Raw genomic sequence first — 13,784 nt, forward strand, 5'->3', positions numbered from 1 at the left:
CGGTAAGGCTCCGGCGGCCGGGGATGGGATTGTGACGGCGAACATGCCATCATACGCCGACCCTGGCCACCGAAACGGCGTACGATGACCGACACTACCCCCACTCCCTGGCACCTCTACATGCTGCGTTTACCGAGCGGCATGCTGTATACCGGCATCACCACCGACGTGGCGCGCCGCCTGGCGCAGCATCAGGCCGGCAAAGGCGCCAAGGCGCTGCGCGGCAAAGGGGAATTGACGCTGGCGTTTCACTGCCAGGTGGGGGATCGCTCAACGGCGCTGAAGCTGGAATACCGCGTCAAGCAGCTGAGCAAAATACAAAAAGAGCGGCTGGTGAATCACCCGCCGCTGTCGTTGGAGTATCTATTGCCGGTCGTTAAAAGCGATTAAACGGCGCCGAAAAAGCCACTTCGCCGCTGACGCCATTCAGAGCGTCTTGCGCCAGCGGATACACCTGGAATGCGCTTTCCGTGTCCGGCCAGCGGCAGTGCAGGCCATAGGCGGCGGCCGGTTTAAAGCCGAAGCGGCCGTAATAGGCCGGATCGCCCAGCACCACCACCGCGGCGTAGCTGAATTCGTTCAGCGAATCCAAGCCTTCGTACACCAGCTTTTCAGCCAGCCCCTGGCGGCGCAGGCTTTCATCTACCGCCAGCGGCGCCAGCGCCACCCATTGGCGGTCTTCGCCGGCCACGTCTACCGGGCTGAACGCGGCGTAACCCACCACGCCGCCTTCGTCGTCAGTGGCGACCACGCCCAGCGTCAGCAGGCCGTCTTCGCGCAGCTGCTGCACCAGATCGGCTTCGTCGTCGCGGCCAAAGGCGCGGCGCAGCAAGGCATCGATGCCCGCCGCGTCTACCGGGATCTCTACGCGGATCAGCATGATGCCGCCACACGGGAAGCCGACGCCGTGCCCTCCTGCAGCCCTGCCTCGACAAAATCAGCCAACTGCAACAGCCCCATGCGCAGCGGCGCAGGCATGCTTTCCAGCTCAATGGCGTCCATCAAATTTTTCACGTACAGGCCCAATTCGGTATCCCCTTCAATCTGCAGACGACGCTGAAAGAACAGCGTATCCGGATCTTGCTTACGCGCCGCGATCAGGATCAGATCGTTGGCATCGCCGCTGAAGCTGACGTCCGCTTCGGCGTGCTGGCTGACCACCAGTTTGTCGTTTTCTACCGTCATAAACCATTGTAGCGCCAGATCGCGAACTTCGATCTTTAACCAGCGCGATTCGAGAAACTCCAGATCGCCATCCGCCAACGCCTGGCGGAACTGCCAGCTCAGCACCTGTTGCAGCAACTGGCGCTGCAGTGCGAACGGCGTGAATTTCAGCGGGATGCGCAGCAGCGACGGCCCCTGGCGCACAAGACGTGCTCGTAGTTGTTCCAACACGGTCATCCACTCCTTTCAATACGGACTACCGCTATTTTGCCACACTAGCGCGCGGCTTCAGCGGTCTATATCAACAAATAGTGCATTTCACCGCCATGTTTATCAATACGCCATAAGCTGCCTCAAATCAAAACCTGTGCATGCCCCTTTGCCTAAAATGGCCTCCCCGATTCGCGTTTGCCGGCGGAACACCGCCGCCGGCAACCTTTAAAGACAGCGTGCGCCCGGCCGGGCGCACGGCTAAGCCAGGATAAATCTATGGAGCTGCTTTGTCCCGCCGGCAACCTGCCGGCCCTGAAGGCCGCGGTGGATAACGGCGCCGATGCCGTTTACATCGGGCTGAAAGACGATACCAACGCGCGCCACTTCGCCGGCCTCAACTTCACCGAGAAAAAGCTGCAGGAAGCGGTCGATTACGTGCATCGCCACGGCCGCAAACTGCATATCGCCATCAACACCTTCGCCCATCCCGACGGCTACGCCCGCTGGCAGCGCGCGGTGGACATGGCCGCCCAACTGGGCGCCGACGCGTTGATTCTGGCGGATCTGGCGATGCTGGAATACGCCGCCCAACGCTACCCGCAGCTGGAGCGCCACGTTTCGGTACAGGCTTCCGCCACCAATGAGGAGGCGATCCGTTTCTACCAACGCAACTTCGAGGTCGGCCGGGTGGTGCTGCCGCGGGTGCTGTCGATGCACCAGGTGAAACAGCTGGCGCGCACCAGCCCGGTGCCGCTGGAAGTGTTCGCCTTCGGCAGCCTGTGCATCATGGCCGAGGGGCGCTGCTACCTCTCCTCCTACCTGACCGGCGAGTCGCCGAACACCGTCGGCGCCTGTTCGCCGGCGCGTTTCGTGCGCTGGCAGCAAACCGCACAGGGCATGGAGTCGCGCCTGAACGACGTGCTGATCGACCGCTATCAGGACCACGAAAACGCCGGTTACCCGACGCTTTGCAAGGGCCGCTATCTGGTGGACGACGTGCGCTACCACGCGCTGGAAGAGCCCACCAGCCTCAATACCCTGGAGCTGCTGCCGGAGCTGCTGGCCGCCAACATCGCTTCGGTGAAGATCGAAGGCCGCCAGCGCAGCCCGGCTTACGTCAGCCAGGTGGCGCGCGTCTGGCGCCAGGCGATCGACCGTTGCCAGGCCGATCCGGCCGCCTACCGCGCCGACGCCGCCTGGATGGAGACGCTGGGCGCGATGTCCGAAGGCACCCAAACCACGCTGGGCGCTTATCACCGCAAATGGCAGTAGCCGGAGGAAACATGAAATACGCACTCGGGCCGGTACTCTACTACTGGCCGAAAAACGACATCGCAACGTTCTATCAACAGGCGGCGGACAGCAGCGCCGACATCATTTATCTCGGCGAGAGCGTCTGCGCCAAGCGCCGCGAGATGAAGGTCAGCGACTGGCTGGCGCTGGCGCGCGAAATCGCCCGCAGCGGTAAACAGGTGGTGATCTCCACGCTGGCGCTGCTGCAGGCGCCGTCCGAACTGAATGAGCTGAAACGCTATGTGGAAAACGGCGAGTTCCTGTTTGAAGCCAACGATCTGGGCGCGGTGAACATGGCGGCGGAGCGCGGCTTGCCGTTCGTCGCCGGCCATGCGCTGAACTGTTACAACGCCTATACCCTGCGCCTGCTGCGCCGCCAGGGCATGATCCGCTGGTGCATGCCGGTCGAGCTGTCGCGCGACTGGCTGGCCAATCTGCTGACGCAGTGCGACGAGCTGGGCTTCCGCCACGACTTCGAGGTGGAGGTGCTGAGCTACGGCCATCTGCCGCTGGCCTATTCCGCGCGTTGCTTCACCGCCCGCTCGGAGAACCGCGGCAAGGACGAGTGCGAAACCTGCTGCATCAAGTATCCGCAGGGCCGCATGATGCGTTCGCAGGAACAACAGCAGGTGTTCGTACTCAACGGCATCCAGACGATGAGCGGTTACTGCTATAACCTCGGTAACGAGCTGCCGAACATGCAGGGGCTGGTGGACATCGTGCGGCTGTCGCCGCAGGGCGCCGAGACGCTGGCGCAGATCGATGCCTTCCGCGCCAACGAGCGCGGCGAGCAGCCGCTGGCCTTGACCGACCACGCCGACTGCAACGGCTACTGGCGCCGCGTGGCCGGGTTGGCGTTGGTGGGGTGATGGAGGCCGGCACCGGGCTTTCCCTCGCCAGAGGAGCCTTTCAACGCCATTATTCGGCTGGCCGCCCGTGAGGAGAATGCGCCCGAAACCACACATCGGGCGCATTCAGTCAGAACAACGGCAGGCGATTACCCTTTCAACGCAATTCGCTTTAATGACTGCCACAGGCGTTCTTTATCGCCAACTTTCAGGTGGGTTTGTTCCAGGGATTTCATAAAAACAAACCTGTCATTAAAGCGCTCGCCTTTCTTCAATTTATTGCTGACGCTGGTCAAAATCTGGGTATTCAGCCGGCTGATTTTCGCTCTCACACTGTCCAGCGATTCAGGCTGCCAGCCGTTTTCCGGCGCCGACAGCCAGTCTGCCCGGTAGCGATACTGAATCGCTTTGGCCGCATCCATTTGCGCCTGTATAAAAGGAGCCACCGACTTGCCATCCAATCCCAATGCTTCCGCCTCGCGGACTGAGTTGGCCAATACGTTGGCCTCCTGAGGCAAATCCTCAATGGCCAGATGGTTGTTTGCCTTATACCCGGCAACGTCTTTCATGTAAGACAATCGCTGGTTAATCAATGAGGCGGTCTCGTCGGTTTGAACAGGCTTTGCCACCGCCGTGATAGAGAAAAATAATCCAGCCAAAAGCAGCAACCCTCTCGTCACTTTAAAATCCATTTAACCTCTCCTGTCACAGCCCTGTTGGCAGTGGTTTTTGGCTCGCAACGAAATTCGCTATGCGTGCATAATCTTTTGCCACCGCCGGATGTTTGCGCCCGGGAAGAAACTCGAAGCTGCAGCGCTCGCCGTCTTTCACTAACTGCGACGCCAGATTCCTGACATTCAACCTTGGGTTATCCCCTATGCGCTGGAAGATCTCTTTCTCAAGATCGGTACTGTCCGGCTCCGCCCGCTCCTCGCGGCTGCCTAAGAGCAGCGATAACCAATCAATGCTTGCGGCAAGCTTAACGTCGCCTTCGGGCAGCACCGCGCCATTCGCCCACCAGAGCGCGGGACTGGCGGCAACATAGCGCTGAAAAGCCGTTTGATGATGAAACGCCACATATAAGGTGAAATGCCCGCCAAACGAATGCCCCGCCAGCGTTTGCATTTGCTTATTGACCTTAAAACGACATTCGACCCACGGTTTGACGACATCCTGAATAAATCGATAAAATTGCTCCGCTCCGCCCCCGTCTTTAAAGCGCTCGCTGCCATCGCTCACCGTATAGTCGAATGTGCGAGCCGCCTTAATATCGACCCCCTCCTGATAACCGATTCCAATATAAAGCACAGGGGATACATCATCACCGTGATAACCCGCCTTAATTAGGGTCTCAAAGTGTCTGTTGGCATCTAAAAAATACAACGGATTTAATTCGTTGCACCCAACATGCCGTTTATCGCATGCCAGGAAGACCTTATGTTTTTGTCCATGATATTCAAACAGAACCGTTTGAACGCTTAATTTACCCGTCATACATCATGCTCCTTCATATTTGTTACATAACGGCACCTATCTGAAACATCCCGTTTACAGACCAATCTCGTGACTATGAGCGAGCAATCCATTTAATTATCCTACAATTAATGATTTCCGCACGCTAAGATCGTAAATCCCGAGGAGTTCATCACACACATAAACAATTAAGAAAACTTAATCATTTTGGGCGAAATAGAAATATAACAATTAAAATTGGATAAGCAATGTTCTATCCCGGCAAATATCACTTTTGGCTAAATAGTCGAATGGTTATTTTTTAGGGATGATAAGGTTGAAAGAATTAGGAATAGCCTTATCAAAAAGAGAACATACCACTGCAACACAAACAGGCGTGATTGAAGGCGTGCGTGATTGTCGGCGGGCCAGACCGAATTTCAAGAAGGGGTTGCTGCGTGCCGTTAGCGAGGAGAGTTTATGCGCGGCCAAAACCCGATTGCCGGGTTGTGGTCGCTTTGCGTTATCCCCGCCGTCCGCGGGAATAACGCAATAACCCATTGGATTAATTATCTTTTGACGTCACCGGGAAAGGCATCAATGCCTCCCCCTTACGCCCGCCGCTTCCTGAACATCCCGCGCAGCGCCACGCTGTTGCGCAAGAAGGCCACGCCGAAGCCCAGCAGGGTGTAGACCACGCCGAGTATCAGCATCATCACCACGTCGCCCCACACTTCATTCAGCGACAGCCCCATCTGGTTGACGCCGGCGATCGCCTTGGTGCCCCAGGTGGAGGGAATGCTGTACGAGATGGCGCGCACCCAGGCCGGCATCGACTGCAGCGGCCAGATGGTGCCGGACAGGTAGAAGACCGGCGTAGTGATGAACGCCAGCGTCAGGTAGATCATCTCGACGCTGCGCAGGCACTCGGTCACCAGCTTGCCCAGCCCCAATACCGCCAGCAGGAATGGGAAGGTCAGCAGCAGCAGTTCAGCGATGTTCGCCGTCTGCCTATAGCCCAATACCCACGGCCACAGCACGAACAGCACGATCGACAGAAACAGCCAGATCGGCAGCAGCGCCGTCAGCCCGCCGAGGTGCGCCGCCAGCGGCGCCTTGCCGCCGGGCATGCTCTTCATGGCGATGTTGACGCGGATACAGGCGATCAGCAACGAGTGCTGCAACAGCATCACCAGCAGGCCGGGGAAGATGATCGCCGCAAAGCTGATGCCGGGGTTGAACACGTCCAGCGTTTGTCCCAGTATCGGCGTCAGCAGTATCTGCGCCTGCCGTTCGCTGAAGCCGCTGCGCAGCAGCAGCCCGTTGTTGTACTCCGTCAGAAGCTGCTGATAGGCCGCCACCACGTCTTGTTGGATCTGGCCGTTGGCCAGGCGGTTGGTGGCGTCGCCGTAGACCGGCACCACGATGTTCTGCCCGCTGAGGATCTTCTTCTCCAGATCCACCGGCATGATGATCACCGCAAACAGCTTGCGCCAGCTGAGATCGCGCTGCGCCTGTTCCAGGCTGTCGTAGGTTTCAATCGCTATCTTGGAGGTTGCGTCCAGCTGGCGGATCAGCTGCCGGCTGGCGGTGCTGTGATCCTGATCGACCACTCCCACCGGCAGATCCCACACCGTGCGGTTGGCGTACACCAGGCTCATGATGCACAGCGACAGGATCAGCATCAGCCACACCGGCCGCTCCAGCATGCCGAGCAGCACTTTAACGAAGGTTTGCCAATAGAGCTTCATCCGGCGTTCCCCTCTTTTTCCAGCCGCGCCGGCAGGCGATTGCGCACCAGCAGCGCGGCCACCAGCGGATAGACCGCCAGCAGCGCGCACACGCTGAAGATGGCGCTGGCGTGCACCTGCCGCAGGAACACGTCAAACATCGCGTACAGCGCGTGGGTCAGCGGTTCGATGTTGGAAATGATGCGCGCCGGCAACGGCATCGACAGCTCAGGCACCGCCATGCCGGAGAAGGTCATCGCGATACTGACCAAAATACCGATCAGGCTGTACGCGGTGATGGTGCTGCCGGTAAAGGTGTACAGCAGCAGGCCGATGCTCTGCGCCGCCATCACGTAGAACAGGCCGATCATCAGCATAAACAGGGGATTGCCGCTGACGCGGGCGTCAAAGATGCCCACCAGCGCCGCGATCTCGACCATCAGCAGGGTGGTGAAACACAGCGTGTACGGCGCCAGCTTGCCGAGCAGCGCCAGGCTGAACGGCTTGGCCTGCAGCAGCGACTTGCTGCGCGCCAGCACGTAGATCATGCAGGTCACCGCGAACAGCTGCAGCAGATGGATGGTGGCGGCGAACTGCTGGTAATAGATATAGCTGCCGCTGGCGTTGAACAGGCTGCCGTAGGAGAGCGTCACGTCCGCCAACGGCGGCAGCGTCTTGCCCATCTCGGTGGCGATGATGCTGCGGGTGCTGGCGTTGATTTCGTTCATCAGGCCGCCAAAGTCCTGGGTGGAGTACAGCCCGGCGCCGTAGAACAACGCATTGTAGTACATTACCACGCTCGGCTGTTTGCCCGACAGCGCGTTGGCCTCAAGGTCCGGCGGGATATACAGCAACGCGTAATCCTGCGCGCTGCGCAGGCGGCTCAGCGACTCCGGCAACCCGCCGCCGTAAGCCTCGACGTGGGCGTGCGAACCGGCATCCAGCCGACGCGTCAGCGATTTGGACAGCGGGCTGTGATCGCTGTCCACCACCGAGACCGGCAGATCGAGCAGCGTGCCTTCGGAGAAGTTGCTGCTGATCAGCGCAAACAGGATCAGCGGAAAGATCCAGCTCAGCCAGTGCACCACCGGGCTGCGAAAGGCGACGCGACACTCTTTGTCGAACGCGTGACTGAAGCAGCGCCAGCCAGCCCTTACTCTTTCCATTGCCATAAGGTGCTCATCCCCGGACGCAGGCCGTCCACCGGCTGTGACGGATACAGGCGCACTTCGAAGGTTTTCAGGTCGAAGTCGCCGGTGGCGCGGGTGGCGCGTTTGGTGGCGTAATCCCCCAGCGGCGCGATGTAGCGCACCTCGGTGTCGATCATTTTGTCCTTCAGCGCCGGCACCCGCAGCTTGACCTTGTCGCCTTTGCGCACGTGGGCCAGGATGTCTTCACGCAGGTTAAACACGAAGTAGGCGTCCGGCACCCGGATCAACGTCACCAGCGGGCTGCCGGCGTTCAGCAATTCGCCCACCTCGGCCGGGATCGGCCCCACTTCGCCGTCTACCGGCGCTTTCACCTGCAGATCGTCGCTCTGCGCCTGGATCTGCAGCAGGTTCTCTTCCGCCGCCCGCAGCGCCGCCGCATATTGCTGCCGCTGCTCGACGCGGTCGCCGTTGATGCCTTCATCCAGATTGGCCTTGGCGGCCTGCACCTGTTGGAAGGCGGTGTCGCGCGACCGGCGCGAAGCGTCCAGCTCGGACTTCGAGATATAGCCCTTGCCGGCCACGCTCAGGTTCCGGTTGTAGTCGTTTTGCGCATTGCGGTACTGCGCCTCGGCCTGCGCCAGGTTGGCGCGCAGGTTGCGGATGCTCTCTTCACGGGTGCCGTGCAGCGACAGCTCGAGCTGCGCCTTGGCCTCGTCGCGCGTCGCCTGTGCGGAACGCAGTTGCGCCATCAGTTCGGGGCTATCGAGTTGAATGATCAGTTGGCCGCTTTTCACGTCGTCGCCGCGTTCGATCAGGCGTTCAACGACCCGGCCTTTCGCCTTGGATGCGACGATCACTTCGGGGGCATCCACTTCACCCTGCAGCAACAGATCCTGATTGTGCGCGCGGAACAGGATCGCCAATGCGATCGCCGCCAACATCAGCAACAGGGTAAACAGCGTCTTTTTTTTCATTATATCGGCTCCCGGAACGGTAAGCGGCGGGCGGGGATCATCATTTCCATGTTTCAAATTGCTCCAAAAAACACCATTGCACTCATGAGGATATCACAAGCACATATCTCCTCTTTTATAACTATAAATTGGATTATGCTTTTAACACTAAAAAGCATCTTTTTTTCGGCCTTTTAGTATGCAGACTCCTGCAATCGCCCTTTAAGCGATCCACTCTCTGATGGACGATGTCATGACTGAACACACTGCCGTACCGCTTTCGGTACTGGATTTATCGCCAATCCCGCAAGGGGCCAAGGCGCGCGACGCTTTCCACTGTTCGCTGGATTTGGCGCAGCACGCAGAACGCTGGGGCTACCGGCGCTACTGGCTGGCCGAGCACCACAACATGACCGGCATCGGCAGCGCCGCCACCTCGGTGCTGCTGGGCTATCTGGCCGCCGGCACCCAGAGCATTCGCCTCGGCTCCGGCGGCGTGATGCTGCCGAACCATGCGCCGCTGGTGATCGCCGAACAATTCGGCACGCTGGAGTCGCTCTATCCGGGGCGCATCGATCTGGGGCTTGGCCGCGCGCCCGGCACCGATCAGCGCACCATGATGGCGCTGCGCCGCCACCTGTCCGGCGATGTGGATACCTTCCCGCGCGACGTGCAGGAGCTGCAAAACTACTTCTGCGACGCGCAGCCCGGCCAGCCGGTGCAGGCGGTGCCGGGCCAGGGGCTGCACGTGCCGCTCTGGCTGCTCGGTTCCAGCCTCTACAGCGCGCAGCTGGCGGCGCAGCTCGGCCTGCCGTTCGCCTTCGCTTCGCACTTCGCCCCGGATATGCTGTTCCAGGCGCTGCAGCTGTACCGCGAGAACTTCAAACCGTCCAAACAGCTGGCGCAGCCGCACGCCATGGTGTGCGTCAACGTGATCGCCGCCGACAGCGACCGCGATGCGCGCTTCCTGTTCAGCTCGATGCAGCAGCAGTTCATCAATCTGCGTCGCGGTTCGCCCGGCCCGCTGCCGCCGCCGGTGGATAACATTCACGCGTTGTGGACCGCCGGCGAGCAATACGGCGTCGAGCAGGCGCTGCGGATGTCGATCGTCGGCGATGAAAAAACGGTGCGCCACGGGCTGCAAACGCTGCTGCGTGAAACCGATGCCGACGAGATCATGGTCAACGGCCAGATTTTCGATCATCAGGCGCGGCTGCGTTCGTTCGAGATCGTCGCCGGCGTGAAGGGCGACATCGTGAAGGGCTAAAAAGCGAAGAGGCGGTGGGATCCCCACCGCCCTGGCGTTAACGCTGGATCAGGTAGCGAATGGTCGGCCCGTCCTGCTGGATATCCAGCACCTTGTAGCCGTGGTTGCGCGCATCGAGCGGGATGTTGTTGATCGACTGCGGGCAATCGCTGATCACCTCCAGGATCTCCCCCGGCTTCAGCTGCGGCATCGCCTCCAGCGTCGCCACCGCCGGGTACGGGCAAGGCTCGCCCAGCATGTCCAGCCGGTAGTCCGGCACTATCGTTGTCGCTTTCATGGCATGCTCCTCAAATTCACCACCTGCGCCTCAGGCCGGGCGCGGAAAAAGCGTTTCTCCCACCACAGCATGGCGGCGAAGGCCAGCGCCAGCAGCAGGTAAGTCACCAGCAGGCCGCCGATCGGGCCGAAGGTATCGAGCAGGTTGATCTTGTCGTAGTCGGTCGCCAGCGCCGGCGCCAGGTCGTCCCAGTAATAGGCCAGCAGCGTAGCGCCGATGATGTTGCCCAACCCCACCCACCAGTAGTGCACCTGCCCTTCCACGGCGCGGTACATCCAACCGGTCTCGCAGCCGCCGGCCAGCACGATGCCGAAGCCGAACAGCAAACCGCCCAGCACCGCATTCGGGCCGGCCCACATGATCTTCGGCGCCACGCCAAGCTGCACATAGCTGAAGATGCCGATGGCGCTCACCGCCATGCCGATGATGATGGCTTTCGCCATGTGAGTGCGGCCGGTGATCCACAGATCGCGGAACGCCGAAGTGAAGCAGATCTGCGCGCGTTCGATCAGCAGGCCAAAGCCGATGCCGAACAGCATGGCGATGCCGAGCTTCGGCGCATCGAACAGCGTCCACAGCGACCAGGCCACCGCCAGGCCGAAGACGGCCATGCCCAGCCGGAAGCGGCGGCGCGCCTGCTCAGGCTTCTGCGTCAGCGGCGCGGCGGCCTTCACCTTTTGCAATTTGACCGGGATGCGGAACATCGGCAGCAGCGTGAATTTGGCGCCGAAGTAAGAACCGGCGGCGGTCGCCAGCGCGAAAAACCAGGCGTGCAACGAGAACTGAGGAATGCCGGTGAAGAATGCCGCCAGGTTACAACCCATCGCCAGGCGCGCGCCGAAACCGGCGATGATGCCGCCCAGCAGCGCCTGCACGATGCGAATACGATGCTGCGGTTGACGCAGCTTGATGTTGTTGGCCCACAGCGCGGCGGCGATGCAGCCGGCGAACATGCCGATGATCATGCGCCCGTCGATGCGCTCCAGCGGCGTGCCCTGCAAACCGATCACCTTGAAATAGCCCCACTGTTCAGGGTGCAGACCGAACCACTGCAGCACATGGCCGCCCCAGCGGGTGAATTCGCCGGTCACCGCCCAGAAGGTGCCGGTCATGCCGAAGTAGTAGGTAGAGAGGATCCCGGCGGCGATCACCGCCGGCAGCGGCGCCCAAAAGCGCACCAGGTATTGAGATTTGAACTGCTGCCAACTCATGGCATCTCCCGTGCATATCATCCGTAAGAAAAAACCTTATGAATGATACGCCATTCAGGGGCGTTTGACGGCAATTTTCAGGCATAAAAAAACCAGCCCGCAGGCTGGTTTTTCAGAGCGCTCACCGCGAACGGAGAATCGGCGATTACGCGTCGCCGAAACGACGACGTGGTGCCGCCGGTGCGCCGTCATCACGGCGTGGCGCCGGCTTGCCGTCACGGTTGTAGTTACCGCCACGACGCTCGCCGCCGTTACCGCCTTCACGACGTTCGCCGAAGGAACGACGTGGGCCGCCTTCGCGACGTTCGCCGTTGAACGGACGACCGTTGCCGCGACGCTCGCCGCCGTTGCCGCCGTCACGACGCTCGCGACGTTCGAACGGCTGTGCATCGCCCAGCAGCTGCATGTTCATCGGCTTGTTCAGGATGCGAGTGCGAGTGAAGTGATTCAGGATCTCGCCCGGCATGCCTTTTGGCAGCTCGATGGTGGAGTGGGAAGCGAACAGCTTGATGTTGCCGATGTAACGGCTGCTGATGTCGCCTTCGTTAGCGATAGCGCCAACGATATGACGGACTTCTACGCCATCGTCACGGCCCACTTCGATGCGGTACAGCTGCATTTCGCCAACGTCACGACGTTCGCGACGCGGACGATCGCCGTCACGGCTGTCGCGGCTGTCACGACGGTCGCCGCGGCGATCGTCACGGTCGTTGAACTCACGACGCTGACGCGGCTTGAAGACCGGATCCGGCGGCAGGATCAGCGGACGTTCGCCCTGAGCCATTTTCAGCAGCGCTGCGGCCAGGGTTTCCATATCCAGCTCTTCTTCCGGCTGCAGTTTGGTCAGCAGTGCGCGGTACAGATCCAGATCGCTGCTTTCCAGCTGCTGCTGAACTTTCGCGGCGAACTTGGCCAGACGACGCTCGCCCAGCAGTTCTGCGTTCGGCAGCTCCACTTCCGGGATGGTCAGCTTCATGGTGCGTTCGATGTTGCGCAGCAGGCGGCGTTCGCGGTTTTCCACGAACAGCAGCGCGCGGCCGGCGCGGCCCGCACGACCGGTACGGCCGATACGGTGAACGTAAGACTCGGAGTCCATCGGGATGTCATAGTTGACAACCAGGCTGATGCGCTCAACGTCCAGGCCACGGGCCGCAACGTCGGTGGCGATCAGGATATCCAGACGACCGTCTTTCAGGCGCTCCAGGGTCTGCTCACGCAGCGCCTGGTTCATGTCGCCGTTCAGCGCGGCGCTGCTGTAACCGCTGCGCTCCAGCGCTTCGGCCACTTCCAGGGTCGCGTTCTTGGTACGAACGAAGATGATCGCCGCGTCAAAGTCTTCGGCTTCCAGGAAACGCACCAGCGCTTCGTTTTTACGCATGCCGTAGACCGACCAGTAGCTCTGGCTGATGTCCGGACGGGTGGTGACGCTGGACTGGATGCGCACTTCCTGCGGCTCTTTCATGAAGCGGCGGGTAATGCGACGGATCGCTTCCGGCATGGTGGCGGAGAACAGCGCGGTCTGATGTTCAGCCGGGATCTCAGCCATGATGGTTTCTACGTCTTCGATAAAGCCCATGCGCAGCATTTCGTCGGCTTCATCCAGCACCAGACCGCTCAGGTTGGAGAGGTTCAGGGTGCCGCGCTTCAGGTGGTCCAGCAGGCGGCCTGGGGTACCCACAACGATTTGCGGGCCCTGGCGCAGAGCGCGCAGCTGCACGTCGTAACGCTGGCCGCCGTACAGGGCTACCACGTTGACGCCGTTCATGTGTTTGGAGAAATCGGTCATCGCTTCGGCAACCTGAACCGCCAGTTCGCGGGTCGGTGCCAGCACCAGGATCTGAGGTGCTTTCAGGTCTGCCTGCAGGTTGTGCAGCAGCGGCAGCGAGAACGCTGCAGTTTTACCACTACCGGTCTGTGCCATGCCCAGCACGTCGCGGCCGTTCAACAGGTGAGGAATACACTCAGCCTGGATCGGAGATGGTTTTTCATAGCCCAGATCGTTCAGGGCGGAAATGATTGGAGCAGACAGCCCCAGATCAGCAAAAGAGGTTTCAAACTCAGTCGTCATGTACACGTGCCTCATTAATAATGGCAGCCAGTCTACATAACTCGTCGAGAAAATTTTCAGTCATTTTCATTGAAAAGTGTGAACCGGCTCAAATTAGATTATAAAACGAACAAAAAAGCCCTCGCCCGTTAAGGCGATAACTTTGGTTAAAAACCAA

Annotated in this window: 15 protein-coding genes; 4 read left to right on the top strand and 11 right to left on the bottom strand. The window is 60.4% G+C overall.

The features are described from left to right. The first annotated feature begins 84 nt into the window (after positions 1-84). Positions 85-390: a GIY-YIG nuclease family protein gene (locus ACSBQV_RS15450; RefSeq protein WP_139319749.1), complete on the top strand. Its 306-nt coding sequence runs from the start codon at positions 85-87 to the stop codon at positions 388-390. On the opposite strand, the gene ACSBQV_RS15455 is transcribed toward ACSBQV_RS15450, so the two are convergent. Both ACSBQV_RS15455 and ubiT read right to left on the bottom strand, forming a co-directional pair. After that, positions 377-880 (bottom strand): GNAT family N-acetyltransferase, encoded by a 504-nt coding sequence (locus ACSBQV_RS15455; protein WP_099783280.1) that lies wholly within the window; start codon positions 878-880, stop codon positions 377-379. The genes ACSBQV_RS15450 and ACSBQV_RS15455 overlap by 14 nt on opposite strands. After that, positions 874-1,395, bottom strand: coding sequence for a ubiquinone anaerobic biosynthesis accessory factor UbiT (ubiT, locus tag ACSBQV_RS15460; RefSeq protein WP_033644181.1), 522 nt, complete (start codon positions 1,393-1,395; stop codon positions 874-876). Before ubiT ends, ACSBQV_RS15455 begins: the two co-directional genes overlap by 7 nt. A gap of 258 nt (positions 1,396-1,653) precedes the next feature. Here ubiT and ubiU point away from each other — a divergent pair, with 258 nt between their 5' ends. Together ubiU and ACSBQV_RS15470 are read left to right on the top strand one after the other, a co-directional pair. Beyond that, positions 1,654-2,649, top strand: a complete 996-nt coding sequence (gene ubiU / locus ACSBQV_RS15465; RefSeq protein WP_033641666.1) for a ubiquinone anaerobic biosynthesis protein UbiU — start codon at positions 1,654-1,656, stop codon at positions 2,647-2,649. Between the two features lie 11 nt (positions 2,650-2,660). After that, complete coding sequence (locus tag ACSBQV_RS15470; RefSeq protein WP_099783282.1) at positions 2,661-3,539, top strand: U32 family peptidase; 879 nt, start codon at positions 2,661-2,663, stop codon at positions 3,537-3,539. A gap of 128 nt (positions 3,540-3,667) precedes the next feature. Here the strand turns inward: ACSBQV_RS15470 and ACSBQV_RS15475 are convergent, their stop codons facing one another. From ACSBQV_RS15475 to ACSBQV_RS15495, 5 genes are all read right to left on the bottom strand, one after another. Further along, positions 3,668-4,210, bottom strand: coding sequence for a chorismate mutase (locus tag ACSBQV_RS15475; protein ID WP_042783539.1), 543 nt, complete (start codon positions 4,208-4,210; stop codon positions 3,668-3,670). A 13-nt stretch (positions 4,211-4,223) separates the two neighbouring features. Continuing rightward, a complete protein-coding gene (locus ACSBQV_RS15480) occupies positions 4,224-5,012 on the bottom strand; it encodes an alpha/beta hydrolase (protein WP_099783284.1) in 789 nt (262 codons plus the stop codon). A 569-nt stretch (positions 5,013-5,581) separates the two neighbouring features. Beyond that, positions 5,582-6,721 carry an ABC transporter permease gene (locus ACSBQV_RS15485; RefSeq protein WP_016929316.1) on the bottom strand — a complete coding sequence of 380 codons (1,140 nt, stop codon included), beginning with the start codon at positions 6,719-6,721 and terminating at the stop codon, positions 5,582-5,584. Continuing rightward, positions 6,718-7,872 (bottom strand): ABC transporter permease, encoded by a 1,155-nt coding sequence (locus ACSBQV_RS15490; protein WP_033651473.1) that lies wholly within the window; start codon positions 7,870-7,872, stop codon positions 6,718-6,720. Before ACSBQV_RS15490 ends, ACSBQV_RS15485 begins: the two co-directional genes overlap by 4 nt. Further along, positions 7,854-8,825, bottom strand: a complete 972-nt coding sequence (locus tag ACSBQV_RS15495; RefSeq protein WP_033638900.1) for an HlyD family secretion protein — start codon at positions 8,823-8,825, stop codon at positions 7,854-7,856. Before ACSBQV_RS15495 ends, ACSBQV_RS15490 begins: the two co-directional genes overlap by 19 nt. Before the next feature lie 232 nt (positions 8,826-9,057). Here ACSBQV_RS15495 and ACSBQV_RS15500 point away from each other — a divergent pair, with 232 nt between their 5' ends. Then, positions 9,058-10,071, top strand: a complete 1,014-nt coding sequence (locus ACSBQV_RS15500; RefSeq protein ID WP_072626611.1) for a luciferase-like monooxygenase — start codon at positions 9,058-9,060, stop codon at positions 10,069-10,071. Between the two features lie 37 nt (positions 10,072-10,108). On the opposite strand, the gene yedF is transcribed toward ACSBQV_RS15500, so the two are convergent. The 4 genes from yedF to yrbN form a co-directional block, all read right to left on the bottom strand. Then, positions 10,109-10,348: a sulfurtransferase-like selenium metabolism protein YedF gene (gene yedF, locus ACSBQV_RS15505; protein ID WP_033641662.1), complete on the bottom strand. Its 240-nt coding sequence runs from the start codon at positions 10,346-10,348 to the stop codon at positions 10,109-10,111. Beyond that, a complete protein-coding gene (yedE, locus tag ACSBQV_RS15510) occupies positions 10,345-11,559 on the bottom strand; it encodes a selenium metabolism membrane protein YedE/FdhT (protein ID WP_016929320.1) in 1,215 nt (404 codons plus the stop codon). Before yedE ends, yedF begins: the two co-directional genes overlap by 4 nt. Positions 11,560-11,704: 145 nt before the next feature. Then, positions 11,705-13,627 (bottom strand): DEAD/DEAH family ATP-dependent RNA helicase, encoded by a 1,923-nt coding sequence (locus ACSBQV_RS15515; protein WP_033641661.1) that lies wholly within the window; start codon positions 13,625-13,627, stop codon positions 11,705-11,707. Further along, positions 13,617-13,697 carry a protein YrbN gene (gene yrbN / locus ACSBQV_RS15520; protein ID WP_099032700.1) on the bottom strand — a complete coding sequence of 27 codons (81 nt, stop codon included), beginning with the start codon at positions 13,695-13,697 and terminating at the stop codon, positions 13,617-13,619. The genes ACSBQV_RS15515 and yrbN overlap by 11 nt, the downstream gene beginning before the upstream one ends. Positions 13,698-13,784 lie beyond the last annotated feature (87 nt).

It is taken from the genome of Serratia sp. B501, assembly GCF_051172315.1.
Classification (GTDB): domain Bacteria; phylum Pseudomonadota; class Gammaproteobacteria; order Enterobacterales; family Enterobacteriaceae; genus Serratia; species Serratia ureilytica.

Coding starts and splice junctions, on each gene's coding strand:
- ACSBQV_RS15485 (WP_016929316.1), bottom strand. CDS start 6,721: ATGAAGCTCTATTGGCAAACCTTCGTTAAAGTGCTGCTCGGCATGCTG.
- ACSBQV_RS15450 (WP_139319749.1), top strand. CDS start 85: ATGACCGACACTACCCCCACTCCCTGGCACCTCTACATGCTGCGTTTA.
- yedE (WP_016929320.1), bottom strand. CDS start 11,559: ATGAGTTGGCAGCAGTTCAAATCTCAATACCTGGTGCGCTTTTGGGCG.
- ACSBQV_RS15490 (WP_033651473.1), bottom strand. CDS start 7,872: ATGGCAATGGAAAGAGTAAGGGCTGGCTGGCGCTGCTTCAGTCACGCG.
- ACSBQV_RS15470 (WP_099783282.1), top strand. CDS start 2,661: ATGAAATACGCACTCGGGCCGGTACTCTACTACTGGCCGAAAAACGAC.
- ACSBQV_RS15475 (WP_042783539.1), bottom strand. CDS start 4,210: ATGGATTTTAAAGTGACGAGAGGGTTGCTGCTTTTGGCTGGATTATTT.
- ACSBQV_RS15495 (WP_033638900.1), bottom strand. CDS start 8,825: ATGAAAAAAAAGACGCTGTTTACCCTGTTGCTGATGTTGGCGGCGATC.
- ACSBQV_RS15500 (WP_072626611.1), top strand. CDS start 9,058: ATGACTGAACACACTGCCGTACCGCTTTCGGTACTGGATTTATCGCCA.
- yrbN (WP_099032700.1), bottom strand. CDS start 13,697: ATGAAAATGACTGAAAATTTTCTCGACGAGTTATGTAGACTGGCTGCC.
- ACSBQV_RS15515 (WP_033641661.1), bottom strand. CDS start 13,627: ATGACGACTGAGTTTGAAACCTCTTTTGCTGATCTGGGGCTGTCTGCT.
- yedF (WP_033641662.1), bottom strand. CDS start 10,348: ATGAAAGCGACAACGATAGTGCCGGACTACCGGCTGGACATGCTGGGC.
- ACSBQV_RS15480 (WP_099783284.1), bottom strand. CDS start 5,012: ATGACGGGTAAATTAAGCGTTCAAACGGTTCTGTTTGAATATCATGGA.
- ubiU (WP_033641666.1), top strand. CDS start 1,654: ATGGAGCTGCTTTGTCCCGCCGGCAACCTGCCGGCCCTGAAGGCCGCG.
- ACSBQV_RS15455 (WP_099783280.1), bottom strand. CDS start 880: ATGCTGATCCGCGTAGAGATCCCGGTAGACGCGGCGGGCATCGATGCC.